This window comes from Candidatus Liberibacter africanus PTSAPSY, assembly GCF_001021085.1.
Taxonomy (GTDB): domain Bacteria; phylum Pseudomonadota; class Alphaproteobacteria; order Rhizobiales; family Rhizobiaceae; genus Liberibacter; species Liberibacter africanus.
This window is the reverse complement of record NZ_CP004021.1, coordinates 485,625-509,873: the sequence shown is the minus strand read 5'-3', so window position 1 is coordinate 509,873 and position 24,249 is coordinate 485,625. Positions and strand designations below refer to the sequence as shown.

The following is a 24,249-nucleotide window of genomic DNA, read 5'->3' as shown; positions in this document are numbered from 1 at the left end:
TTGTCTGGTTTTTCTTACAAGCGTATTCTTTTGAAGGTTTCAGGTGAAGCTCTGGCTGGGAACTCAGGATTTGGGATCGACATGGATTCTATTAGTCGGATATGCAAGGATATAGCTGAGGTACATGCGCGGGGTATTGAAATCGGAATTGTTGTAGGTGGTGGTAATATATTTAGAGGAAACAAGGTTGTTTCTAAAAATGATCAGTTGTGTGAACGATCGATAGTTGACTCTATGGGGATGTTATCTACAGTTATCAATGGTTTGGCTTTAGATCTTGCTTTACGTAAAATTAACGTACCAACTGTAGTTTTGTCTTCTGTATTTATTCCTCAGATTTGCGAGACCTTTTCGTGTCGAAATGCGGTGTCGTATCTTTCACAAGGTAAAGTAGTCATATTTTCTGGGGGGACTGGGAATGCTTGTTTGACAACTGATTCAGCTGCGGCGTTACGGGCAAGTGAGATAGGGGCGGATGTGATTTTAAAGGGCACACAAGTAGATGGTGTGTATTCTTCGGATCCTCGCGTAGATCCTTCTTCTACGCGTTTCGATAATTTGACTTATGATCAAGTTATTGAAAAAGATTTAAAGGTGATGGATTTTGCTTCTATCGTTTTAGCTCGTGATTTTTCTATCCCAATCATTATATTCTCTATTCACGGGATAGGAGGGGTTTTTAAAGCTTTGCATGGGTTAGGGAGCCGTACTGTTATATCTGGGGGGTGATCTCCTCTCAATTCAATTTTAGTAATTTGTATGAAAGGCAAGCATGGATCAAGTAGTTGATTTAGAAAGCATAAAGAGTCGTATGGGTGAGGCTATTAATTTTCTAAAAAAAGATATGATGACTTTGCGTACTGGGAGAGTTTCTCCGGCAATGCTTGATTTAGTAAAAGTTGAGGCATATGGTTCACAAGTTCCGCTAAATCAGGTTGCTAATGTGACAGTATTGGAACCTCGCATGCTTGTAGTTTCTGTTTGGGATAAGGAGATGGTTGCATCCGTAGATCGTGGAATTCATGAATCTAATCTTGGGTTTAACCCAATTATTGAAGGGCAAGTATTGCGGATACCTGTTCCTGAAACTACGGAAGAGAGGCGTCTTGCTCTTGTCAAAGTAGCGCAAACTTATGCTGAGAAAGGCAAAATTTCTGTGCGCAATATCCGTCGTGATGGTATGGACCATTTAAAGAAATCTAAAAAATCTGGGAAAGTTAGTGAAGATATGGCGACGAGTTTAGAGCATGAGATTCAGAAATTTACAGATAGCTCAATACAAAGCATTGACTCTTTGTTTGAGGATAAAAAACAGGAGATTATGCGTTTTTGAATTTTTAGAAATATTTTGATTTTTTAGGTTATTATTCATATGGCGTCCTTGTCAACTCCCGATCATATTGGTATTATTATGGATGGTAATGGGCGGTGGGCGTTGTCTCGGGGTCTTCCGCGTTCTGTTGGGCACCGTAAAGGCATGGAAGTATGTATTGAGATAGTGGTTTTTGCTTCTGAGATAGGTGTTAAAAATCTTACAGTTTTTGCTTTTTCAACCAACAATTGGTATAGGCCCGATTCAGAGACTGATGAATTAGTCAAATTAACTAAAATTTTTATTAAAAAAGGACTAGATGTTTTTAAAGAAAACAATGTAAGAGTCCGTGTTATTGGGAGCCGAGTAGGCCTCAAGGATGATATTTTATCTTTATTGAAAGAAGTTGAAGATCGGACACAGTTTAATACAGGATTAAAATTATTTATTGCTTTTAATTATAGTTCGCGGGAAGAGATTGCTCGTGCCGTCAAAAATATTTTTAAGGATATAGAATCTGGCCGTATATGTTCGCATGATATAAATAGTTCTTTAATTGCTAAATATTTAGACACATCGGATGTTCCAGACCTAGATCTTATTATTCGTACAGGTGGTGAAAAACGCTTGTCGGATTTTCTTCTTTGGCAAGCTGCTTATTCTGAGTTTGTCTTTTTACAAGAATATTGGCCTGATTTTTCTCAAGAATTGTTTTTTTATGCAGTGAATCAATATAATCTTCGTGATAGACGATTTGGTGGTTTGTCTAAGAAAGGGATAAGTGTTGTTTAAATGTCACAAGAACTAAGATTGAGAATTGTCACTGGATTTGTGATTGCATGTAGTTTTATCTTGATATCTTTGATAGGCGGCATATGGTTTCGTCTTTGGGCGATCATGATGAGTCTGTGTATTTATTATGAATGGGAGCATATTACCAGTTCAATTTCTTTAAGTTTGTGTGAAAAAATTATCGGATGTATCGCTTTTTTTATTATATTTTTTATGGTAGTTGCGGGGTTTTTCAAGGCGTCTTTTGTTCTTTTGGTTTTATATTTTTTTATAGATTGGATGGTTTCAATTATAAAGAAACGACATTTTTGGCATTCGCTAGGTATTATATATTCAGTATTACCATCAATAGCACTCTCGTATCTTCGCGGGGATAATGATGAGGGGCTTTTTATAGTACTTTTTGTTTTTTCTGTAGTGTGGGCGACTGATGTTTTTGCATATATTATTGGGCGTTTTATAGGTGGTCCTAAAATAGCACCTAAGATATCTCCTAAAAAGACGTGGTCCGGGTCTATTGGTGGAGGGATAGGAGCGGTTGGTGTTGGTATAGTTTTCTTTTCTTTATTAGATGATAATTGTTTTCAATTAGCATGTATTCTCTCCTTAATTCTTTCTATATCATGCCAATTAGGCGATTTTTTTGAGTCCTATATTAAAAGGCACTTCGGTGTTAAACAATCAGGATGGTTTTTACCAGGGCATGGTGGTATAATGGACAGGTTTGATGGATTGATTTTTGCTTGTTTGCTTATGTCGGTCTTTTCTTTTATGGGAAGATAGGCTGCAACTATAGGTGGCCTTATAAAATATAATATGGTCAGTATGTAATGTGCAATTAGATGATTGATTGGTAAGGAGGTGTAAGAGGTAAATATGTTTGGGTTAGATTATTTATTGTTATATATAGGATCTATTTCAATTATCGTTTTTGCACATGAATTTGGACATTATATAGTAGCACGTTTGTGTAATATAAGAGTAATGTCTTTTTCTATCGGATTTGGACCAGAGATTTTTGGAATAACTGATCGTTCTGGTACGCGTTGGAAGATTTCTTATATTCCTTTGGGAGGATACGTTTCTTTTTCAGAAGATGAGAAAGACCCGCGCTCTTTTGTTTGTTCTGCATTATGGAAAAAAAGTGTAACTGTGTTGGCTGGTCCATTCATAAATTATGTGATGGCTATTTTGTTTTTTGCGTTTTTTTTCTATAATACTGCTGTAATAGATCCAGTTGTATTTAAAGTTTTTCCGGGCACTCCTGCTTCTATTTTTGGTATTAAGGTTAAAGATCGTATAGTGTCTCTTGACGGAACAGCTGTCTCGACATCGGAAGATGTAGCATTTTATATAAGGAAAAATCAGTTGCGAGAGGTAGAGTTCGTATTGCAACGCGAGCATGTTGGAATTATTACATTAAAGGTAACGCCTCGTCTGCAAGATTTTATTGATCAATTTAACGTGAAACATAAAATTCCAACGATTGGAATTTTGTTTGATTCTGGCAATTTACACTATAGAACAGTCTTGCAATCCTTTTCAAGGTCTTTGAATGAGGTTATTTCAATCACAATAAAATCTTTTAGTGGATTGATTCATATCTTTTCAGGAGACGTGAAAGTACACTCAATACATGGGCCGGTGGGGATAGCAAAGGTTGCAAAAAAATTTGCTGAATATGGCTTTAATTCTTATATAGAATTCTTGGCTATTTTTTCTTGGGTCACGGGTTTTATGAATTTGTTGCCTATTCCTATTCTAGATGGTGGAAATTTTATGATTTTTCTTTTTGAGATGATAAGAGGTAAGCCTCTTAAAGTTTCTACTGTGAGGTTTATTACAAAAATTGGATGTTCGTTTATTTTATTTTTATTGTTTCTAGGGATTAGTAATGACATTTATGGCTTATTATGGTGATTCGTATCTTTCTTATAAATGAAATATCACGGATAGAGAAAAATAGTTTTGTGGAGATTAAGGGGAAATAAGTGTATAGAAAGACAAAATATTTTTGTGGATTTCACAAGTTATTGAAACGATCTTTTTCAAGACCTTTGGTAGGTTTTTTTGTTTTTTCATATGTTTTTTTCGCCGTTTCAGTAGTTTATGGATCAGATTCATTTGTTGTTAATGATATTAAGATTCGTGGTGCTGTAAATGTAAGTAAACAGATAATTTTATCTCATATTCCTATAACTGTTGGAAAATCTTTTTCTGAGGAAGATTTAGATTCTTCTGTGAAGAATCTGTATGCTATAGGATATTTTTCTAATGTAAAAATCAATGTTGTAAATTCTGTTCTAATTATAAATTTAGTAGAGAAGCAAATTATCAATCATCTTTTTTTAAGTGGAAATGATAATTTAAAAGACGATAATTTAAGGCTTTTAATTCATTCTCGAGATTCTTTTGGATATGATGAATATACTGTAAAGGATGATGTGCGCATAATAAAGGAAGCATATGCGTCTAGAGGGTATTTGAATGTTGTGGTAAATGTGAAGAAATATTCTATTTCTCCGACGCGTATCAATCTTACTTATGCTATTGACGAGGGTTTTAAAACAACAATAGATTCGATTAGATTCAAGGGTAATAACAGTTATTCGCAGGCTAGATTAAAGTCTGTTATTTCGCTAAAAACATCGGGGTTTTTCCTCTTTGGTGAGGAGGATGTTTACAGCAAAGAGCGAATGAGTTACGACGAAGAATCTATTAGAAAATTCTATTATGACAGAGGTTATGCTGCAGTTAAGGTGTCATCGCGGGCTTTTTTTGATAAAGCGAAAAATAGTTATAGTATTCTTTTTGATATTGACGAAGGTAGAATTTATAGAGTTGGTAATATTACTATTAAATCTACTCTACAAGATTTTACGAAGGATATGTTACTTTCGTTGGTTCAGACTAGATCTGGTGATGTATATGATCCGCGGAAGATTGAAGAAAGCACTGAGAATATTTCGAAGAATTTGTTTTTTAAAGGTAAATATTTTGTTCGTACAAATTCGCGGATTAATCGGGATTTTGCAAAAGGTATAGTAGATATTGAATATATTATTAATTATGATTCTCCTTTATACATAGAGCGGATAGAAATTGAGGGAAATAGTCAATCGCATGATTCTGTGATTCGTCGTGAGCTTGATTTTAGTGAGGGTGATCCAATTAGTTTAGCTATGATTGAGCGTGCTAAGCGTCGGATTATGGCTACGGGTTATTTTTCTAAAGTAAATATTTTAAAATTGCCAGCAAATGTAGAAGATCGTGTTGTTCTAAGGGTGATTGTAGAGCAATTGAGTTCTGGTTCTATAGGTTTGTCTACTAATTATACAGTGAACGAAGGTACAGGTATAGAAGGGTTTATTGCAGACAATAACTTTTTTGGACGGGGGTATAGAGCTCGTATATCGTTAGGTGTTGGACATTATCGATTAAGAAACTATGTTTTTAGTTTTGAGAATCCTTATTTTCTAGGAAGTAGGATATCTTCTGGTTTTGATATTAGAAGATCTAGTTTTATGGAAGGTTTTCTTGCAACAGAAGGTAAATATGGTTCTGTGTATTTTACGTTTCCTATTACTGAAAAAATATCAACGACTTCTAGTTATAATTATAAAGCTCTCAAGTATAGTAGTTCGTCAATGGGAGAGATCCATGAGATAGAGAAAATGTTAGTGAATCATGGCGAATTCAGCGGTCATTCCATATCTCAAGATATTGTCTACAATACTTTAGATAGCCAGGTGATTCCACGTGAAGGCATATTTATGAAATCTATGTATGATTATGCAGGATTGAGAGGAGACTCTAAGTATCATCTAATCAAATATGGAGCCTCGTATTTTAATCTTCTGTCAGATAATTATGATATTGTAGGTTCTTTAAAATTTGGATATAGCCGTGTTATTCCTGTTGATAAAAATTTGCAAGTTTTTGATCAATTGTCAACAAGTTCGGATGTTTTGAGGGGATTCGCAGACAGAGGCATAGGTCCGCGTGTAAATGGCTATGCGATTGGAGGTAACACCTCTTTTTCTGCAAGTGCATCAGTTAGTTTCCCTATGCCAATTATTAATCCGCAGGTTGGTTTGCGGGGTGTGTTTTTTGTTGATTCGGCTACTCTTTATGGGAATGATTTTCATTTGGATATAAGTAAAAATAAGTTAGAGGGGAATGATTCCTTCTGGCGTGTTGCTACTGGGGCTGAAATAGCATGGGATTCTCCAATCGGGGCGATAAGTCTTTATTACGGGATACCATTGCGCAAACAATCTTACGATACGACTATGCGTTGGGGTATTCAAATTGGTAATCGTTTTAGGTGATTGTATCAATGGTTTAGGAATAAAAGGGATTTTTTGAGTGCAGAGATTGAAGTTTTTTTTGTCTCATCAGGGTATTTCCTTAATGGATTTGGCTAAGAGAATAAGAGCGTCGCTTTCAGATGAAAAATTCGGCAAAAAGATTGTCTATTCGCTTTCCCCGATTGTGCGTGCATTATCAGGAGACATTTGTTACGTTAAATCACGTAATTTTCTTGATAATATTGATAAGTGTAAGGCATCTGCGGTAATTTGTAGCGAAGAGATTAAGCAGTTTGTTCCCGAGCATATACCGTGTTTGGTGTCAGATAATCCAGAAGTTTCTTTTGCGATTGCTGGATCCATTTTATATCCACGGGCAATGCGTATGGAATCATCTTTTGTTTTAGAAGGGATAAGTCCACAGGCGTTTCTGGAAAAAGATGTAAAGATTGAGGATGAAGTTGTGATTGCTCCAATGGCTGTTATATGTTCGGGTGTTGAGATTGGGCGCGGAACGTATGTGGGGCCAGGATCTGTTATAGGTGCAAATGTTAAAATTGGGCGCAATTGTAGTATTGGTGCTGGCTCAAGTGTTTATTCATCCTTGATTGGTAATAGTGTTATCTTGCATTCTGGTGTGAGAATCGGGAATGACGGTTTTGGATACGCTCGGGATAAGTCGGATATACATAAAATAGTTCACATTGGTCGTGTCATTATTCAGGATAATGTGGAAATTGGTGCTAATAGTACGATTGATCGTGGTACAATGGATGATACTATTATTGGAGAAAATACGAAGATTGATAATCAGGTACAAATAGGACACAATGTCCATATAGGTTTTGGATGTATTATTGTTAGTCAAGTTGGTATTGCTGGTTCTTCGCATATTGGTGATAATGTATTGATAGCGGGGCAGACTGGTATTGTAGGGCACATCAAAGTAGGTGATAACGTGCAAATTGCTGCTAAGAGTGGTGTCGTTAAGGATATTCCTACGGGACAAGCGTATGGTGGTATCCCAGCTCGCCCTATAAGAGAATATCTTCGTCATATGGTTATGTTAAGTAATCGGAGTAAATACTTTGATGGTAAAGTAAAGGGATAAAATGGTTGATAAATCTGCATGTTTAGATGCAAAGGATATAGTTGAATTAATGAGATATTTGCCCCATAGGTATCCTTTTTTACTTGTGGATAAAATAATTGATATTCATAACGATGAATTCGCTATAGGAATCAAAAATGTCACGTTTAATGAGCCTCATTTTATGGGTCATTTTCCAGGAAGGCCTGTGATGCCTGGGATTCTTATTGTTGAAGGCATGGCACAAACGGCAGGTGCTATTTGTGCGATTCATAATGGTTTTGATAAGCGTGAACCCGCATATTTAATTGCAATTGATAAGGCTCGTTTTCGCAAACCAGTTTTCCCGGGAGACCGTTTGGAGTTTCATGTACATAAAATTCGCAATCGTGTTGATCTTTGGAAATTTAATTGTCTTGCAAAAGTTGAAGATAAAGTTGTCGCTGAAGCTGAGATCTCTGCTATGGTTATGCGTGAGCAAAGAATAGAAGAATGATTCGCGTTTGCAAAGATTATACTATTCATCCCCTAGCTATAGTAGAAGAAGGTGCTTCTATTGGTTCGAATAGTTATATAGGTCCTTTTTGTATAGTGGGATCGGAAGTTGAGATTGGTGATGGCGTTGAGTTGATATCGCATTGTGTCATAACAGGAAAAACTAAAATTGGGGATTTTACAAGAGTTTTTCCTATGGCTGTTTTGGGTGGTGATACACAAAGTATATGGGATAGTTTTATTGGTACGGAGCTGATTATTGGGAAAAAATGTGTGATTCGTGAAGGAGTAACCATTAATAGAGGAACGGTTGAACATGGTGGAAAAACCATTATAGGAGACAATAATTTCTTTTTGGCTAATTCGCATATTGGGCATGATTGTAGGATTGGAAATGGTATAGTTCTATCTAATAATGTGATGATTGCGGGACATGTTACTGTTGACGATGGAGCGGTTTTTGGAGGTGGTTCTGCTGTGCATCAATTTGTTCATGTTGGGAAATATTCCTTTATTGGGGGAATGTCAGGTGTTACTTACGATGTTACGCCATATGGTGCTTTGAATGGTAATCCAGGATCAATTAGAGGTGTTAATGTCGTAGCAATGAAACGTGCTGGTTTTAGTAAAGAAATAATCCATCTCATTAGAGACACATACAAAATGATTTTTCAGCAAGGTGATAGTGTCCATAAGAATGCAGAAATTATTCGCGAACAGAAGTGTAATTATCCTGAGGTATTAGATATAGTTAATTTTATAGTTTCTGATCGCAAGCGTCCACTTTCTATTTGGGAACGTTCAAGAAAATAGGTTTATATGTGAAACGTCTTCTTATCATCGCTGGTTCTGGTATGTTGCCTTATTATCTTGCTAGAACATCTAGATTGAACAATGATGAGCCTGTCATTGCATCAGTTTTAAATGAGTGTTCTTTTGATTGGGAAGATTTTGAGTGTCAAACATTGCCGTTGGGTGATTTTTGTGTTTTGCGATCAATTTTAGATAAGTATAATATAGGTCGGATTGTTTTGGCGGGGGCGATCAGTATTCGTCCTAGTGTACGAGATTTGTGTTTTTCCATTAAGGATTCGTTTAGGGTGTCAAAGATGATATGGCAGGTAGTCTCTGGAGGAGATGCTGCTCTTCTTAAATCAATCATTGATTTTCTTGAGAGTTATGGAGTTAGTGTCATCGGAGCACATGATATTGTCCCTGATTTGTTAGCGCAAAAAGGTTCTTTGAGTGCTTGTATTCCTAGTAAGGATAATAGACGAGATATATTGGTTGCTATGAAATCAGCAGAGGCTTTATCTGAGCTTGATATTGGACAATCTGTGATTAGTATCGGAGGTAGAGTTGTAGCTTTAGAAGGTATTGAAGGGACTGATTCTATGTTACAACGCATTGTGGATTGCAGAAATAATGGAAAGATTATCGCTGGAACTTCTGGAGTGTTGGTAAAGATATGTAAATCTCAACAAGATATGCGTGCTGATTTACCTTCTATTGGCGAAAAAACAGTGCAAAATGTGATTAGAGCAGGTCTTTCTGGTATTGCTTTAGAAGCCGGGAAATCTCTTGTTTTGGAAAAAGAACTTGTAAAAAAACATGCAGATGAAGCAGGTATTTTTATATTTGGTATAGATCGTGAATTTGCCATATGAATTCGCTGAAGATTGCTGTTATTGTTGGTGAAATATCAGGAGATCTTCTTGCTGGTGATTTGATAAAGCGAATTAAGGAAATGGTACCTTCCCCTGTAGATTTAGTAGGTGTTGGAGGTGATTCTTTGAAAAAAGAAGGGCTTGTGTCTTTATTCGATTTTTCTGAATTATCAGTGATGGGAATTATGCAAGTTATCAGACATTTGCCTCGGTTTATTTTGCGTATTAATCAAACTGTAGAATTAATTGTTTCTTCTCAACCAGATGTTTTGTTGATTGTTGATAATCCTGATTTTACACATCGTGTTGCAAAGCGTGTTCGAAAAAAATTACCGAACATCCCGATTGTTAACTATGTTTGTCCAAGTGTTTGGGCATGGCGTGAAGGGCGTGCACATGCGATGTGTGCATATATTAATCAGGTTATATCTATTCTTCCTTTTGAAAAAGAGGCTATGCAGAGGTTAGGAGGTCCTTATACTACGTTTGTTGGTCATCCTTTAAGCAGCAACTCTTCGGTATTAAAAATATATAATCAACAAAGTAAAAGACATAATAATTCTTCTCAACAGAAAACAATACTCTTATTGCCTGGATCGCGTGCTAAGGAAATTTCTAAAATTTTGCCTGTTTTTGAACAGGCTGTACGTTCTTTGGTCTTGAGGAATCCCTCTATTAAATTTGCATTAGTTACAGTACCTTCGCAGGAAAATCTTGTGCGTACGATAGTTTCAAAATGGGATATAGCTCCCGAGATTATTTTTGATATAGAAAAAAAAGAAAAGGTATTCATGAAATGTGATGCTGCAATAGCGGCATCTGGAACGGTTATTTTGGAATTAGCACTGTGTGGCATTCCTGTTGTTTCTATTTATAAATCAGATTGGATTGTGAATCTTTTGAGTTTTTATATAAAAACATGGACTGCGGCTTTACCTAATCTTATTGTTGATTATCCTCTAGTCCCGGAGTATTTTAATAATATGATTCGTTCCGAAGCATTGGTGCGTTGGATTGAAAGGTTATCCCATGATACTTTGCAACGTCGTGCTATGTTGCATGGTTTTGAAAAGTTGTGGAGTTATATGAATACAACGAAACCAGCTGGTCATATGGCAGCAGAAGTAGTGTTGCAGGTGCTAGATAGGGAATAGAGGTTTCCCTATCATTGAATGGCAACCACTGAAAATAGATTTTTTATTATATCGCTGTTTACTTTATGACATATTTTATCCAACAATTAAATTATGACCAATCAAGTTAAGATTAAGCGTTTAAATATTAATGAATTCCGCAATTATGCTTCGTTACGTTTAGTATTTGATGCTCAACAAACTATTTTCATTGGAGATAATGGAGCGGGGAAAACAAATATTTTAGAAGCGATATCATTCTTATCTCCTGGGCGAGGATTTCGTCGTGCATCGTATTCAGATGTAACTCGGATGGGGTCTTCTTCGCTGTTTTCTACTTTTTCAAGTATAGAAGGGATGGAAGGGTTAGCAGATATATCTATAAAACTAGAGACAAAAGATGATAGAAGTATACGATGTTTGCAGATCAATGATGTTACAATACGTGTTGTAGACGAATTAAATAAGCACTTGAGGATTAGTTGGCTTGTTCCTTCAATGGATCGAATTTTTAGTGGAGTTTCTATAGAAAGACGTCGTTTCCTTGATAGAATGGTTTTTGCAATTGATCCAAGACATAGGCGTCGTATGATTGATTTTGAGCATTTGATGCGTGGACGCAATAGTTTGTTATCTGAAGGGGGCTTTGATCCATCGTGGTGTAGTAGTATTGAATCGAAAATGGCAGAATTAGGAGTAGAAATAGATATTGCACGTGTAAAAATGATCAATGCACTTTCTTCTTTAATAACGGAATATATACAAAAAGAACAATTTCCTCATATTGAATTAAATATAACAGGATTTCTTGATAAAACATTTAATCAATCTTTTGATGAACTCAGGGAAGAGTATGCAAAAAAACTTTTTGATGGACGTAAGGTGGATTCCATTGCGAGGCGTACTTTAATAGGGCCTCACCGAAGTGATTTGGTTGTTAATTATCGTAGTAAAGATATAAATATAGTTCATGGTTCAACAGGAGAACAAAAGGTTGTTTTAGTAAGTATTTTTTTAGCGCATGCACGCTTAATATCTAATACAACTGGTTTTGCTCCAATTTTATTGTTAGATGAAATTTCTGCGCATCTTGATGAAGATAAGCGCAACGCACTTTTTCGCATTGTTACTGATATAGGAAGTCAAATTTTCATGACAGGAACGGATAAATCCAGTTTTGATTATCTCAATAAAAAAGCAACATTTATGCGTGTTTATAATAATCAAGCATTTTATATTTGAGTGTTAATGGTTGAAATGCCTGTTTCATGGTAGATGTTCTATTTTTATAAATATTGTTCTATAAAAAATCTTTGTAAAAATCATAAGATATTAAAGTACGTGCTTTTTCTAGATCATCTGCAGTATCAACACTAATTGCATTCGAACACACTATTTTCACATCGATACGCATACTATCTTCTAAAGCACGTAATTGTTCTAGGGATTCTCTTTTTTCTAGAATAGAAGGAGAGAGTTTAGTAAAACGTTCTAATGATTCACGTCTATAAGCATACATGCCGATATGTTGATAAAACGGTCCTATCCCATATGGAGTTTTAGTGCGTGTAAAATATAGCGCACGCAAACATTCATTTTCAGAAGGAGAAGATACTACTTTGACAATATTAGGGTCATCTTGATCTTTGTCATCATGAATTTCTGTCGCGATGGTTCCTATATCAACTGTTGGATTTTGTAGAGGAATGAGTACAGACGCCACAATTTCAGGTTCTATATTTGGAATATCTGCTTGCATATTTACAATAATTTGGGCGTTTTTTTTTGGATCTACAATATTTAATGCTTCAAATATGCGATCAGATCCTGACTTATGACATGTATTTGTCATCACTGATTCGAATCCTGCCTGTGATACAATTTCATTTGTCTTATTGTCATCAACAGCGATTATTACACGTCCAATATTTGCTTTGCGTGCACGAATTGCAGTATGCAATATCATAGGAAGCCCATTTATGTCTGCAAGAATTTTTTTAGGAAGTCTTGTTGATTGTATGCGAGCTGGAATGATAATAAGAACGTTTTTATTGTCTTGTGGATCTATCATGTACTTTTTTCCCTCAGAATGAATTATATTAAATATGAGGATATAGGGGGAAATCTTAAGATGATCTACTCACATACATTATGATAATTAATAATAAATTGATTGCATTACATGGATTTTTTTGTCTACTTAAATATTTCACTGGGATATGTTCCCCAAATCTTTTGTTGCTTAATCCATCCCTCTATATCTGAATTGTGTCCGAAACACCATTCCCCCGAACACTCACGTATTGTTAGTAAAACTCCAGGCTCTACTTGAGCGACGATCAAGGATTGTATGTCTGGGTTTTTATATATATTAACGTAAATTAAATTTTTTGTTTTACGATCCCATGGAGAAACGATAGCAGAACGTTTGTTGGAAAGTAAACTTTTGTTTATCCAACCAACGGTGCCATCAAAATCACGGATTTGTCTCCAATTTTCATATTCTTTCAAAACTTCAACCGGAAGCCCTCTTGTTAAGTATGTGCAAACAACAGAATACATCATTCCAGGTCCTATACGTGAATTAGCGCGGTTAGCTTTAATTGTTACAAAACGTGGTATGATTTTTTTATCAAATGTTTGTTCACTATGGGAGACATCAGGAGTAAGTGCTAAATAAAAATGTATTGCTAGTGTAAAAAAAAGAAAATTTTGCAGTATTTTAGGCATATATTTTCTCATATCTAAGTTGCAGAGTATTTTTTTATCAGTAGGGATCATGATCTATTCTTGTTATTATGTAAAGCAAGAAAAATTATATTTAATCAGAGATATTATCAATGTGAGATATAAAGAGTGAATGTTTCCCCCGCAGGGAATGAAAATTAAAAAATTTAATGCAATAGTTGGAGATATTGACTTGTTTTTTATATTAATATCCCTGATAATTGTGTCGAGAGGTTGGAAGATGGACGCTATTTTTGTGAATCGAGTCAGGTCTGGAAAGAAGCAGCTCTAGCAATGTTATGGTGGGTTGTTTTTTTCAGCCTCTCGTATTAAGTTTTTGGCTTGTTAAAAATGTGAGAGAATTTCCCCCCTGTCTACATTTGCAAATAATTATTGTATTTTAGCGCGAAAATACCGTCCTCAGAGTTTTGCGGATATGGTGGGCCAGCAACCCATGATTAAGACTCTGAACAATGCTTTTAAATTGGGTCGTATAGCGCAATCTTATATGCTGTCTGGTACAAGAGGTATTGGAAAAACGACTACTGCTCGGATTATTGCGCGATCTTTGAATTACAAAACAGATCATATAGATTATCCTACAGTAAAATTTAGTGGATTTGGAGAACATTGTCAGGCCATAATACAGGGAAGTCATGTTGATGTAGTTGAATTGGATGCTGCTTCTCATACAAGTATAGATGATGTTCGTGAAATTATTGATCAAATTTATTATAAGCCTTTTTCGGCTCGTTTTAAGGTTTATATTATGGATGAAGTACAGATGTTGTCGACATCTGCTTTTAATGGCCTTTTAAAAACCCTTGAAGAGCCTCCTCCACATGTAAAATTCATTTTTGCTACTACAGAAATTCGTAAAGTTCCAATGACAGTACTCTCGCGATGCCAGAGATTTGATTTGCATCGTATATCTATCAAAGATCTTATTGAATTATTTACAAAAATTTTGCACAGGGAATCAATAAAATTCGATCATGAAGCTGTTGTCATGATAGCGCGAGCATCTGAGGGGTCTGCACGTGATGGATTGTCTTTGTTGGATCAGGCTATTGCCCAATGTGAGGATAAGATTGCTGTTTCTAGCGTTCGTTTAATGCTTGCGTTGGCTGACCGCAACAGAATAATGGACTTGTTCGAGTATTTGATAAAAGGAGATGTTGTCAATGCTTTGCAAGAATTTTCTTCGCAATATGATTCTGGCGTCAATCCTTCAGTTGTTCTTCATGATCTTGCTGATTTCACTCATTTAGTTACGAGAATTAAATATATTCCAGAGATGGCAGATACTTTGCTATATAGTGAAGCGGAAAATTCACGAGCGTTGGAATATTCAAAGGTAGTATCAGTTACCTTTCTTTCTCGTTTTTGGCAGATGATTTTGAAAGGTATTGCTGAAATAGAAGGTTTTTCGCATCCTATGGAAGCTGTTGAAATGGTTTTAATACGTTTAGCACATTCTGTTCAATTGCCTTCTCCAGAAGAGATTGCACACCATATTGTGGCAGAAAAGAAAAAAAAAAACTTGATGAATTGAATTATCCTTCGCTATCGATTGGTGATAGCTTACTTCAAAAGGATATATCCTCGGATAAAAAATTGTCGACAACCGAGGATCATATTATGGCGAAACAATATAGATCTTGTGCTTCAAATGATTGTAAAGGTCGATTAATCGCATTATGTGAGAAGAATAATGATTATAAAATGAAAGATATGTTGCTGGATTTTCTGCATGTTGTTTCTTTTGAGCCGGAGCTAGGGAGAGTAGAGGTATCCTTTATCAAGGAATCTCCTGAGAATTTCATTGAGAATCTTGTTGTGAATCTTAAAAATTGGACAGGTAAAGATTGGGAAATAATATTTTCTTTAGGAGAATACTGCGAAAATTTTGAAATTGATGCAAATATTCAATCTGTTCGCGCTATTTTTCCAGAGGCTCAAGTTGTTTGTATTCGCACTATTGATCATTTAGAATGATAGAAAATAGATAAAATATATTAGTAATAAAGGGATTGTACTAATGAATAATATACTGAAAATGATGGGACAATTTAAGGATATACAAGGGAAAATAGAAGAAATGAAGGAATCCATCGTTCTTTTAGAGGCAGAGGGCAATTCTGGAGGTGGATTGATAAGTGTTCGTTTGAACGGGAAACATATGCTTACAGGGGTGAAAATTGATAGTTCGTTGTTATGTCAGGAAAACGCTGAAATGTTAGAAGATCTAATCATCGCAGCGCATAGTGATGCTCACCAAAAAATAGAAGATCTGGTTGCCGCAAAGACTCAAGAAATAACATCAGGATTGCCTATTCCTCCTGGTATGAAATTCCCTTTTTAATAGATATTAATGATCAGTATTTTTAAAATTTATATAGTAAATCAATTTAATGGTATGCATGTTTTAGTGTTAAATGTGATGTAAATAGATTTTAAAAAGATATAGGAAAAGCGATGTAAAAAGTTTTAAAGAGCATATGTAGAAAAATTTTTTAAATGGATATCCAATATGACAAAAAAAATAACGGGGATAGAAATTGAAAATCTCATTAAAATGTTAGCACGTATTCCAGGTCTTGGTCCTCGTTCTGCTAGGAGGGCGACTTTACATTTAGTAAAAAAAAAGGATAAATTATTAGGTCCATTAGCTGAAGCTATGGTTAAAATATATGACAAAGTTTGTGTGTGTTCTATTTGTGGGAACATTGATACTATAGATCCTTGTATTATTTGCACGGATGAGCGGCGTGATTCTTCAGTGATTATAGTTGTAGAAGATGTTGCTGATTTATGGGCTTTAGAACGTTCTAAAGCAGTGAGTGCTTTTTACCATGTTCTTGGAGGAACCCTTTCTCCACTTGATAGAATTGGTCCAGAAGATATTGGGATCAATTCTTTGATAGAGAGAGTCAAAGATAAAGCAATTCGAGAATTGATTCTTGCTATTAGTGCTACAATTGAAGGGCAAACAACGGCTCATTATATTATGGATAAACTTAAAGGAATAGATATTAAAATCACCAGATTGGCTTATGGTATTCCTATAGGTAGTGAATTAGATTATTTGGATGATGGGACTATTTTTGAAGCTATTCGCTCTAGAACTTCTTTGTAAACATCTCTTATCCTTTGACAATACGGCATATCTTGTTTCATAGAAACTTTCCTGGATTCATTATTCCAGCTGGATCAAAGGTCTTTTTTATTTTTTTCATCAACGTTATTTTTGTGGGTTCGAGGATGGTGTCTAATCTTTTTTTATGTAATTGTCCAATACCGTGCTCAGAGGCGATTGATCCTCCATATGATAATACGATGGAATAAACGATATTATTTATTTCATACCAATACTGGGATAAGAATGCGTCATGGTCCTCATCAGAGGGAGGAAATACATTAAAGTGAATGTTCCCATCTCCTATATGCCCAAATAAACCTATACGTGTTTTAGGGAACATAGATAATACAGACTTTTTTACTTCTTGTAAAAAAGATGGTATTTGTCCTACAGGAACTGAAATATCATGTTTGATAGATCTTGCTTCTTTTTTTTGTGCTGAGGGGATACTGTTTCTTAGATGCCAGAGTGCATTTCTTTCCTCTTCAGAAGCAGATAAACTCCCTTGAGTAATCACCTTTTTTTTAAGTCCTTCTTCTAATATGATCTCTGCTATAAGATTGGCTCTTTCGTGTGTTTCTGTGGAAGATATCTCTAATAATATATACCAAGGATGTGACTTTGATAAAGGACAGTAAGTATGCGGAATATGTTTTATAACTAATTCTAAGATGAAATCGGACATTAATTCAAATGCCGTGAGCATACTGCCTGCAATTCTTTGAGTGATTTGTAAGAGTTGTACAGCTTGTTCAAGAGATCTTATTGCTATAAACGCAATTTGTTTTCCCGTTGGATAAGCAAATAGTTTAAGTACAGCACCAGTAATGACACCCAGCGTACCTTCTGATCCTATGAGTAGATCACGTATATCATAACAGCTATTATCTTTTATAAGTTTATGCATGCCATTCCAAATATCGCCATTAGGAAGAACGGCCTCTATTCCTAGACAGAGATTTCTTATATTGCCATAGGATAATACAGCAGTTCCTCCTGCATTGGTTGCAAGATTTCCCCCAATTTGACATGATTTTTCTGATGGAAGAGAAAGAGGAAATAATCGATGATGTTTTTCTGCGATTTTTCGAACGTTGAATAGATTGATGCCTGCGTCAACGGCAATGGTATTGCTTATTAGATCGATATCTCGGACGCTGTTCATACGCTTGATTGATAAAATGACATCTTTTTTATCTTTACGTGGTATTTGTCCGCCGACAAGTCCTGTATTCCCTCCTTGAGGTACAATAGATGTACTTGTCTCTGTAGCTAACTTTAAAATTTGGGATACTTCATTGGTACAAGATGGGAGTAGAACTAAAGGAGATGTTCCGTTATATAAATTTCGCTCTTCTTTAAGATAAGGATATATGAGCTCCTGATCATCTAATATTCCCTCGGATCCAACTATTGATATAAATCTTTGGACAAGATCAGGGGATAATGCTTTCATAGATCTATCCTTAATAGATTAATTGCGAGGTGCAGATGCCTTCTCGAGTCTATTATTAATAGCTATACCTAAACCATAGTTTGGTATAGGGCTAAAGGCAATAGAAGTGGCCCCGCTATCATCGGCTATTTTCATGTAATTGAAAAGATTAAATGCTGCTTCTTGTAGCTTCCCGTCTTTACTTAAGTTAAGTGATATAATGGCGTTTTCAATATTTTTAATAGGACAATTGCCAAAACGTATCAAAGCTTCCCCATGATTGACATGGGTTGCTCCCAATCTTACGCATGCTTTTGGTGCATAGTGTGATTTTAAAGTTCCTGGAGATTGAGGATTAGACGTTTCGTCTATAGAATACTCTAATTCCGTGGAGATGGCTTTCTTGATTGTTTCAATTTCTAGCCCTCCAGGACGTAAAATATGGATTTTTTTATCAAATTGCACGTTAACAATGGTTGATTCTAAGCCAATTGTAGAGATTCCCCCATCAATTATAAGAGGTATTTCTCGAGCAATAGGAGAAGAAAGAAGATGTTCTATATTGGTTATGCTTATTTGTCCAGATATGTTGGCAGAGGGCATTGCTAAAGGATAACCATAAGTACTGATTAATTTTTGCGCAAATCCACAAGGAACACGAAAACAAGCTGTTTTGAGGTTTGCTGTGGCTGATGGATGGATATCATTTTTTTCTAAAAGATTGAGTACAATAGTTAGAGGTCCTGGCCAGAATAATTTTGCTAAATGAAGAGATAGACAGTCGATATGTGCATATTTATCTACCATAGATATATTGCTTACATGGCATATGAGAGGGTTGATAGCTGGACGTTTTTTAATTTCATAAAGACGACGAATAGCCGAAGGATTCCTAGCATCTACAGCTAAACCATAAACAGTTTCGGTTGGAATCGCTATGGGTAGTCCAGCATCCAAGAATTCACAGGCTTTTTGGAGTGCATTTGAATCTGTGATAGAAATAATTCGCATAATAAATACTTTGTACAGTTTTTGGTGATCTATGCAGATCTGAGCCCAGAGACGAGATAAAGTATATAATAAAAAACATCGTATAATCAATACCGCTATGATTTTAATGACTATACTTTTTGAATTGTAGGAAAAAATTTAGCAAAACAAACAACCTCATTTTTTAATGGTGCACCTCCACGGTTGACATTAGAGTTAAATCACTCATAAGAGGTCGTACTGCAATGCGTTGCAGTATTAGAGGGGGCCGAAAAATCAGTTGGAGACGCTGTATCATGAAATGAGATACTAGCTTGGGAAGACCCAACATTTGCTGCTACTTAGTTTTTCTTCTACGATTTGTTCTTCAGCTTCTACTACCGAGATTGAAACCGAGATTGAAAGAAGTGCATGGTGGAGAGTTACAGATAAAATAACTTCTAAAATGGGTGAAATCCATTACTATGTACAAGAGGTTATGTCCAAATGACAAAAAATAGTGACCAACCAACTCATAGAAAGCAACCACAAGGAAAGCATTTACAAGGAAAAAATTTAATGAGCTTTGTGCCAGATTCGAGAATTTTGAGAAACGATTCGAGAATTTTGAAAAACAATATATCAAACAACAATAGGATATTAGAGAGATTTTAAATATACGTACTACTCTCAAAGGAGTGAGTGCGTTTTTCAAAACTATTGGGGGCCATTGGCTACTGCTGCGACTTAGCAGCGATTGTATATAATTTTCAAGTTACAAACATGATACAGTCTTTTATTGTTGGAGGGGTATTTAGGTTCTTGCTTCGTTTTATTCCGTCTGTGTTTGAAACGATAGTAGAACATATGAAGTACAAGCAATCAATAGAACACGATAGGTTGAAGCTTGAATTGGCGAAGATCAATGCCGAGAACCTGGTTGCTCTTGAAAGGATTAAAGATAAACCAGTGATATTAGCTAGGATTCATGAGCATAAACACAAAAGTGGGATTAAGTGGATAGACGGTTTTAACGCTTTAATTAGACCGTTAACAACTGTTTTTTTGGATTATTGTTTATCCGTTATTAGTATGGTGGAGCGTGGAAAAAACTTTGTTATTCAAAGTCCTCTTGCTGTTCTTACTCCGTTTGAACAAGAGATTATCGCTTGTATTCGTGGCTTTTGGTACAGCGTCAAATAGTGCAGAAGAGGCGGTGTAGTTAATCATATAATTATAACAGGGAACTTCATTTAGTTGGAATTTCAATCGAATATGCTTGACCATCCTTGTAAACATAAGCGTAGGCGATTTTAGATTTTTCCATCTCTTCCTCGGTAAAATTGCTCCATTCTTGCGTTGTGATCTCTTTCAGCTCTTTCAGCTCTTTCAGCTCGCTATTCTCTTCCTTCTCTTTCTTTAGCCGTCATTTTTCGATACATCGCCCATTCCGATGCTCCATACATTTCTCCGCTTCCGCGTTCTAGAGATATTTTTATTTCTGCTTCTCTTTTTCTTTCTCTTTCTGTGGCTAGCCTTATATCTTCAGCTTCTTTAGCTGTACGCTCTGCTTCTATTTCAGCTAGTCTTGCATCTTCAGCTTCTTTAGCTTTACGTTCTGCTTCTATTTTAGTTAGTCTTGCATCTTCAGCTTCTTTAGCTTTACGTTCTGCTTCTATTTTAGTTAGTCTTGCATCTTCTGCTTTTTTATTATTAATAGCAGTTAGATCTACATTAGTATCAGGCTTGTCGCCAAGCAGATCACAACTACCTAAGAATACAGATGATGTGAGAGCAGTACCCAATACAACTAATTTAATATTTTTACTATTCATCCTCAATTCTCAATACAGTAAATTCAACATAAGATTGTATATTACAACAACATTCACTTAAATAAGGTCTAAAGCAAAAAGAGGGCTAATGCAACCCTCCCTTGTATCTATTATAGTAACATAATAAAAAAGTTGTAATACGTATAAAAATATATTTTTGATTGTGTCAATAGTTGTTAAAGAGAGAAAATTCGATGGCAGGATCTCCTTGTTTATTATAACTAAAAAAGGTGTGGAAAAGCAAAAATCAGGTCGCAGTATTTCGGAAGGCAAGACCAAATAATAAAAAAACCGTTAAATCAAATGGTTAAATTTTTATTGGTGACTGCAGTACTGCCAAACTATAGTATAATCAATATTTTATATAAAAGATGAGACCAAATAATAAAAAAATACCGTTAAATGGAATAGTTACTTGTTTGCTGGTGCACCCGACAGTTTCGCCAGAGAGAAGTAAAATCAACAACTTATGCAAAGGTAAGACCAAATCCGAATCATGAAGAATCAATGACTTACAAACCGTATAGTCTTACCTTTTTTACATACAATCTGCGATCATTTTAGCCGATTTATAAGCAAGTTTCTTTGCATTAACTTCTCTTGTATAGAGGTCAGCCATATCTGTTTTTGACCATCCGTACATAGCCATAAGTTCATGAGGGCTAGCTCCTGCATTTGCTGCAATCGTTGCTCCTGCTTTCCTTAAACCGTGAGCTCTACATTCATCGGGTAATCCTGATTCTTTACATCTATCTCTAAACCAGTTCCCGAAAGAGCCTGAAGAGGAAAAAGGTTTTCCATGAGCAGTGATCAAAAAAGTTTCACCATCTTTTCCGACCGCCTCTAAACATGATTGTAAAGCTTCAAAAATAGGAACATGAACTTGTCTTCCTGTTTTTTGTGTATGAATCGATAAAACGTTATCTTTCACATGTTTTTTCCCAACTCTTATAACATCGGATCGTCTTAATCCTAGAAACAACATTAATTCTAATGCTAATCTTGCCATTGTATTAATAGGATGACGCTTACGATAAATTTCTACTTGCTCCACTGTCCATGTATGCATTCCTATCGTTCGGATAGGTGGACGTCGTACCCCGATGATGGGATTCTTTGTAACTAATTCACATGTTTCTGCCCATTTAAAGACTGGAGAAATCGCCTTTAAAAATGATATCGCTACTGAGGGTTTTTCTGATCTTCTATCCACGGCATTTTGTATATGTCTGCGTGTTATTTTAGCAAAAGGAATAGTACCTGAGTCTTTAATAATATGGTAAAAAAGGTTATCTCTTACTCTTCTAGTAGTAGGATTTAAAGATTGGAAATGCCCGCTTAATCTGTACTGCTCAATAAGCCATTTGAACGTTTTTGTATTTCCTTGTAGGTGTTTTTGTTGCAAGCGACCCGCAAGAGCATCGGCGTACGCTTCCATGAACTCTGTAGTCCCATAAACGTTAGGTAGACGTATTCGTTTGCCGTCTTTTTTAAAATACCATACTTTTTTGCCATGCCTTGTTGTTTCATGGGATAAATACGGGTATCGGTGTTTTGTCATAGTTAAATCACAAAATCATCAAAGGGTTCAGATTCTTCAGGTGGCTCTATATCTGTTCTGGAATCAAACTCGGGATATATCCGAATGCATTTTCCATCTTCTGTTAACTCAATCATCACGTTTCTTTTGCGAGATATATTCGCTATTTTATCCAGCTCTTTTTTCTTAAAGATCATCCCCCTTGCCCTTCCGTAATTATAGTTCTAATACGACCTATTTGCTGACAAGCGGTGTTCAACCGATCATTGGTAATTTTGAAGTCATAAGATCTCCTCATTCCGAAGATATCGTCTTCTTGAGTTATAACTTTCCAGTTATCCTGCTTGCGTCTTCGTTGGATTAAGACTTCTTTTGAAGGAGGCATGATGAATATCGAGGTTACCTGTTTACTAAACAACTTCTCAAACGCTTCTAGTCCTTCTGGCGTAAGGATAGTTAATATATCAAATCCGTTATCTAGTGGATCAAGGATGTCTCCTTTAAGCAAGCCATAATGCTCATTTCGGCAGATGGCAGTTTCTATGAACTTTCCTTCTTTTTCCCACCGGTGGAATGTCTTGTGGGAGATAAAGCGATAGTCGATGCCGTTTTTCTCCTCGTTTCTGCGTTTCCGTGTGGTTACACCAACGGGCATAAGGAGCTTTCTAGAAGATGGTATGACGGATTTTGCCAAAGTGGTTTTTCCCACTCCTGACGCACCAACGAGAACAAAAATATGAGACATTTTTAATACCCTGCTTTATATATGGGATCGTCCTTGGGAACTATATGAGGGTATTTCTGCATTAGAGCGTCAACTCTATCAAATACTTGGTCATATAGCCAATCTTCGATAGGAGTATCGCTCAAACGGTAATACCACTTCTGATTATGGAGACAGATCTTGATGAGATATTCGCATTCAATTCTAGCTTCAATCTCTGATACTTCATCAATCGATCTTAGTTTCTTGAGTATGGCACTGAGTGTCTTTGGCTTTGGGAGGAATAAAGCCTCATAATTTAGAAGTTTTTCTAGTTCTTGCCCACCAAGCTCTAAATCTCCCATGATGTTGTTGTAACTCGCTATTTTCGTTCGTCCTTTCTTGTTACGGGTTCAAATCTGGGTATTTTGTTTTCAATTCAGCGAGTCTTTCTTCCACGGCGATAGCGTGTTCTCTCGGGATCCATACGTTCCGTTTTGAAACCATCCAGTCGTACAGAAGCCTTTGAATTCGCTCAAATCTCCAAAGCGTAGAGAGATGGCGGTATTCCAATTCTGCTTTTGTTCTACTTATCTCTTCAATCGGCGTGAGCGATTCCAATAAGGACTTCCATTGTTCTGGTGGTCTGATGAATCGAGCCTCATAATCTAAAATCTCACGTAATTGTTCATGCGTGTGGCTTCGTTCAAAATCTGTTAATGTGAATACCGTTAGATATCCTTTTTGCTCTTCTTTTAGCTGTGGAATTTTCATTTGTCCTCCTTTTTCAACCCAAGGGCGTCTTTTAGTTCTTCAGCACTAGTAAGGGTTACCATTTCTTCTTTTCCGCTATTCAATTTTATAGGGCGAGGGTTAAACGTAAAAGTACAGCATGATCCCACAATGAGTCAGAATAAGCTAACCACTTCTTTGCAATTTTCCGCTTTGCAACTTTATCACCCTGATGTCGTGAGTGATAATAACGACCAATTGCAAGAAACAATGATGCTGAATTTTCAAGATCTTCTGCACCTTTTTCTAAATCTTCTAAGTCAAAAAATTCATTTTTAATATCTAACGTGCTGTTCATTTTTGTGTC

General features: G+C 35.9%; 27 protein-coding genes, 1 other RNA gene and 2 pseudogenes. 19 read left to right on the top strand and 11 right to left on the bottom strand.

The features are described from left to right. From pyrH to recF, 12 genes are all read left to right on the top strand, one after another. On the top strand, positions 1-729 hold the full coding sequence (pyrH, locus tag G293_RS02385; protein WP_047264153.1) for a UMP kinase: 729 nt from the start codon (positions 1-3) through the stop codon (positions 727-729). Between the two features lie 43 nt (positions 730-772). Next, positions 773-1,333 (top strand): ribosome recycling factor, encoded by a 561-nt coding sequence (gene frr / locus G293_RS02380; protein ID WP_047264152.1) that lies wholly within the window; start codon positions 773-775, stop codon positions 1,331-1,333. Between the two features lie 39 nt (positions 1,334-1,372). Further along, positions 1,373-2,104 carry a polyprenyl diphosphate synthase gene (gene uppS / locus G293_RS02375; protein ID WP_047264151.1) on the top strand — a complete coding sequence of 244 codons (732 nt, stop codon included), beginning with the start codon at positions 1,373-1,375 and terminating at the stop codon, positions 2,102-2,104. Next, a complete protein-coding gene (locus tag G293_RS02370) occupies positions 2,105-2,887 on the top strand; it encodes a phosphatidate cytidylyltransferase (RefSeq protein ID WP_047264150.1) in 783 nt (260 codons plus the stop codon). A gap of 93 nt (positions 2,888-2,980) precedes the next feature. Next, a complete protein-coding gene (locus G293_RS02365; RefSeq protein WP_047264149.1) occupies positions 2,981-4,024 on the top strand; it encodes a M50 family metallopeptidase in 1,044 nt (347 codons plus the stop codon). Positions 4,025-4,095: 71 nt separating this feature from the next. Continuing rightward, positions 4,096-6,435 (top strand): outer membrane protein assembly factor BamA, encoded by a 2,340-nt coding sequence (gene bamA / locus G293_RS02360; protein WP_047264148.1) that lies wholly within the window; start codon positions 4,096-4,098, stop codon positions 6,433-6,435. Between the two features lie 37 nt (positions 6,436-6,472). Beyond that, positions 6,473-7,525 carry a UDP-3-O-(3-hydroxymyristoyl)glucosamine N-acyltransferase gene (gene lpxD, locus G293_RS02355; protein WP_047264147.1) on the top strand — a complete coding sequence of 351 codons (1,053 nt, stop codon included), beginning with the start codon at positions 6,473-6,475 and terminating at the stop codon, positions 7,523-7,525. Position 7,526: 1 nt separating this feature from the next. Next, complete coding sequence (fabZ, locus tag G293_RS02350) at positions 7,527-8,000, top strand: 3-hydroxyacyl-ACP dehydratase FabZ (RefSeq protein WP_047264146.1); 474 nt, start codon at positions 7,527-7,529, stop codon at positions 7,998-8,000. After that, on the top strand, positions 7,997-8,812 hold the full coding sequence (gene lpxA / locus G293_RS02345) for an acyl-ACP--UDP-N-acetylglucosamine O-acyltransferase (protein ID WP_047264145.1): 816 nt from the start codon (positions 7,997-7,999) through the stop codon (positions 8,810-8,812). The genes fabZ and lpxA overlap by 4 nt, the downstream gene beginning before the upstream one ends. Before the next feature lie 8 nt (positions 8,813-8,820). Further along, on the top strand, positions 8,821-9,666 hold the full coding sequence (locus G293_RS02340; protein ID WP_052775017.1) for an LpxI family protein: 846 nt from the start codon (positions 8,821-8,823) through the stop codon (positions 9,664-9,666). Beyond that, entirely contained in the window at positions 9,663-10,820 is a 1,158-nt protein-coding gene (lpxB, locus tag G293_RS02335) for a lipid-A-disaccharide synthase (RefSeq protein ID WP_047264144.1), read from the top strand. Before G293_RS02340 ends, lpxB begins: the two co-directional genes overlap by 4 nt. Before the next feature lie 93 nt (positions 10,821-10,913). Next, positions 10,914-12,041 (top strand): DNA replication/repair protein RecF, encoded by a 1,128-nt coding sequence (gene recF, locus G293_RS02330; protein ID WP_047264143.1) that lies wholly within the window; start codon positions 10,914-10,916, stop codon positions 12,039-12,041. A gap of 58 nt (positions 12,042-12,099) precedes the next feature. Here recF and G293_RS02325 read toward each other — a convergent pair whose 3' ends face one another. After that, positions 12,100-12,867, bottom strand: coding sequence for a 3-deoxy-manno-octulosonate cytidylyltransferase (locus tag G293_RS02325; protein ID WP_404990503.1), 768 nt, complete (start codon positions 12,865-12,867; stop codon positions 12,100-12,102). A 128-nt stretch (positions 12,868-12,995) separates the two neighbouring features. Further along, positions 12,996-13,529, bottom strand: a complete 534-nt coding sequence (locus tag G293_RS02320) for an SH3 domain-containing protein (RefSeq protein ID WP_047264684.1) — start codon at positions 13,527-13,529, stop codon at positions 12,996-12,998. Between the two features lie 227 nt (positions 13,530-13,756). On the opposite strand from G293_RS02320, the gene ffs reads away from it, so the two are divergent. From ffs to recR, 5 genes and pseudogenes are all read left to right on the top strand, one after another. Then, positions 13,757-13,853: signal recognition particle sRNA small type (gene ffs, locus G293_RS05525), an RNA gene on the top strand. A gap of 34 nt (positions 13,854-13,887) precedes the next feature. Continuing rightward, a pseudogene (locus G293_RS02315) lies at positions 13,888-15,048 on the top strand (DNA polymerase III subunit gamma/tau); the annotation flags it as partial. A gap of 119 nt (positions 15,049-15,167) precedes the next feature. Next, positions 15,168-15,524, top strand: a complete 357-nt coding sequence (locus G293_RS02310) for a hypothetical protein (protein WP_047264140.1) — start codon at positions 15,168-15,170, stop codon at positions 15,522-15,524. A gap of 43 nt (positions 15,525-15,567) precedes the next feature. Next, complete coding sequence (locus G293_RS02305; RefSeq protein WP_047264139.1) at positions 15,568-15,891, top strand: YbaB/EbfC family nucleoid-associated protein; 324 nt, start codon at positions 15,568-15,570, stop codon at positions 15,889-15,891. Positions 15,892-16,059: 168 nt separating this feature from the next. Continuing rightward, positions 16,060-16,665, top strand: coding sequence for a recombination mediator RecR (gene recR, locus G293_RS02300; RefSeq protein WP_047264138.1), 606 nt, complete (start codon positions 16,060-16,062; stop codon positions 16,663-16,665). A 37-nt stretch (positions 16,666-16,702) separates the two neighbouring features. On the opposite strand, the gene G293_RS02295 is transcribed toward recR, so the two are convergent. Then, positions 16,703-18,124 (bottom strand): FAD-binding oxidoreductase, encoded by a 1,422-nt coding sequence (locus tag G293_RS02295; RefSeq protein ID WP_047264137.1) that lies wholly within the window; start codon positions 18,122-18,124, stop codon positions 16,703-16,705. Positions 18,125-18,142: 18 nt separating this feature from the next. Further along, positions 18,143-19,117: an L-threonylcarbamoyladenylate synthase gene (locus G293_RS02290; protein WP_404990504.1), complete on the bottom strand. Its 975-nt coding sequence runs from the start codon at positions 19,115-19,117 to the stop codon at positions 18,143-18,145. 307 nt (positions 19,118-19,424) lie between these two features. On the opposite strand from G293_RS02290, the gene G293_RS05720 reads away from it, so the two are divergent. Beyond that, a complete protein-coding gene (locus tag G293_RS05720) occupies positions 19,425-19,583 on the top strand; it encodes a hypothetical protein (protein WP_158402205.1) in 159 nt (52 codons plus the stop codon). 272 nt (positions 19,584-19,855) lie between these two features. Further along, positions 19,856-20,298 (top strand): annotated as a pseudogene (locus G293_RS02285) (hypothetical protein). Positions 20,299-20,469: 171 nt separating this feature from the next. Here G293_RS02285 and G293_RS02280 read toward each other — a convergent pair. The 7 genes from G293_RS02280 to G293_RS02255 all read right to left on the bottom strand — a co-directional run bounded on the left by G293_RS02280 (position 20,470) and on the right by G293_RS02255 (position 24,240). Then, positions 20,470-20,913 (bottom strand): hypothetical protein, encoded by a 444-nt coding sequence (locus G293_RS02280; RefSeq protein WP_148407338.1) that lies wholly within the window; start codon positions 20,911-20,913, stop codon positions 20,470-20,472. 532 nt (positions 20,914-21,445) lie between these two features. Continuing rightward, the gene (locus G293_RS02275; RefSeq protein ID WP_047264134.1) at positions 21,446-22,468 is read right to left on the bottom strand and encodes a tyrosine-type recombinase/integrase; all 1,023 of its coding nucleotides are present in this window, start codon (positions 22,466-22,468) and stop codon (positions 21,446-21,448) included. Positions 22,469-22,470: 2 nt separating this feature from the next. Then, entirely contained in the window at positions 22,471-22,644 is a 174-nt protein-coding gene (locus tag G293_RS05805) for a hypothetical protein (protein WP_200897316.1), read from the bottom strand. After that, positions 22,641-23,192, bottom strand: a complete 552-nt coding sequence (locus G293_RS02270) for a guanylate kinase (RefSeq protein ID WP_047264133.1) — start codon at positions 23,190-23,192, stop codon at positions 22,641-22,643. The genes G293_RS05805 and G293_RS02270 overlap by 4 nt, the downstream gene beginning before the upstream one ends. A gap of 2 nt (positions 23,193-23,194) precedes the next feature. Beyond that, a complete protein-coding gene (locus G293_RS02265) occupies positions 23,195-23,515 on the bottom strand; it encodes a hypothetical protein (RefSeq protein WP_047264132.1) in 321 nt (106 codons plus the stop codon). Positions 23,516-23,555: 40 nt separating this feature from the next. Next, positions 23,556-23,924 carry a hypothetical protein gene (locus G293_RS02260; RefSeq protein WP_047264131.1) on the bottom strand — a complete coding sequence of 123 codons (369 nt, stop codon included), beginning with the start codon at positions 23,922-23,924 and terminating at the stop codon, positions 23,556-23,558. A gap of 85 nt (positions 23,925-24,009) precedes the next feature. Beyond that, on the bottom strand, positions 24,010-24,240 hold the full coding sequence (locus tag G293_RS02255; protein WP_047264130.1) for a hypothetical protein: 231 nt from the start codon (positions 24,238-24,240) through the stop codon (positions 24,010-24,012). Between the last annotated feature and the right edge of the window lie 9 nt (positions 24,241-24,249).